This is a genomic window from Phyllobacterium sp., assembly GCF_037994425.1.
Classification (GTDB): domain Bacteria; phylum Pseudomonadota; class Alphaproteobacteria; order Rhizobiales; family Rhizobiaceae; genus Phyllobacterium.
On record NZ_JBBNAM010000373.1, the window covers coordinates 1 to 1,522 of the forward strand.

A 1,522-nucleotide genomic window follows, 5' to 3' on the forward strand; every position below is an offset into this window, starting at 1 on the left:
TTGTCGCCAGCATTGCCGAGGAGCACGTTGTTCAGCGCATTGCCGGTGGCGTCGATGTCGGCGGTCCCGAGCAGCGTCAGGTTCTCGACCGCGCCAAGCACATGCGCGGTATCGGCCAGGCTGAAGCCGATCGCCGACCGCACGGTATCGATGCCGTTCGAACCGGCCAGGCTCTCGTTGACGATGTCACCAGCATCATCAACGACGTAGGTGTCGTTACCGGAACCGCCGAACATGACATCGGCGCCTGCGCCGCCATTGAGAACATTGTTGCCGGCATTGCCGATAAGCACATTGTCCAGCGCATTGCCGGTGGCGTTGATGTTGGCCGTGCCGAGCAGCGTCAGGTTCTCGACTGCGCCAAGCACATGAATGGTATCGGCCAGGCTGAAGCTGATCGCCGACCGCACAGTGTCGGTGCCGTCTGAATCCCGCAGGCTCTCATCGATGACGTCACCGGCATTGTCGACAACGTAGGTGTCATTGCCGGCCTCGCCGGCCATGATGTCGGCCCCAGCGCCGCCGTTGAGGACATTGTCGCCAGCATTGCCGAGGAGCACGTTGTTCAGCGCATTGCCGGTGGCGTTGATGTTGGCGGTGCCAAGCAGCGCCAGGTTCTCGACCGCGCCAAGCACATGAGTGGTATCGGCCAGGCTGAAGCTGATCGCCGACAACACGTTATCGGTGCCGTTCGAACCGGCCACGCTCTCGTCGACGATGTCGCCGGCATTGTCGACGACGTAGGTGTCATCACCTGCGCCGCCGCGCATTCTGTCGGCGCCGGCACCACCATCAAGGATATTGCTTCCGGCATTGCCTGTGAGCACGTTGTTCAGCGCATTGCCGGTGGCGTCGATGTCGGCGGTCCCGAGCAGCGTCAGGTTCTCGACCGCGCCAAGCACATGCGCGGTATCGGCCAAGCTGAAGCTGATCGCCGACCGCACGGTATCGATGCCGTCTGAGCCGCTCTCGTCGACGATGTCGCCGCCATTTTCGACGACGTAGGTATCGCTGCCGGAACCACCGGCCATTCCGTCGGCGCCGGCGCCGCCGTCGAGCCAGTCGTTCCCAAGGCCGCCCCATAGCTGATCGGAGCCCTGGTCACCGAAGAGGGTGTCGTTGCCGCCAAAACCGACAACCAAGTCATCGCCGTAGCCAGCCCGGATGATGTCGTTAAAATCGTTGCCATAGAATTCATCGTTCATGGCATTTATCCGGATCAACCACGCGCCTGCCTGAAGGTCTGATGTCGTGGTGTGCAAGTACAGATCGCTCACGGTCAGAACCGCCTGGCCATTTTTGGCATAGACCAAGTCATAGATAGTCCACTGATCACCGTAGACGCTGTAGCTCACCCCGGCACGGTCTGCTAAGGTGCTTCCATACATGCTAAAAATAGCTATTGAGCCATCGTCGTAGATCAAATGTGTCGTAACGTTCGCATTGGCTTCGACGTAAGCCCATCCGCTGCCGTTTGTCCCGGACATGTTGAAGCCACGTCCTGCGGCGTTGCTCAGATCAA

The 1,522-nt window shown here is 60.4% G+C and carries 1 protein-coding gene; it reads right to left on the minus strand.

Going from position 1 to position 1,522, the window contains the following annotated elements; translation table 11 throughout:
- On the minus strand, positions 1 to 1,487 hold a 1,487-nt coding region (locus tag AAAB35_RS25000), incomplete at its 3' end, for a calcium-binding protein (RefSeq protein WP_340671006.1).
- Positions 1,488 to 1,522: the final 35 nt, after the last annotated feature.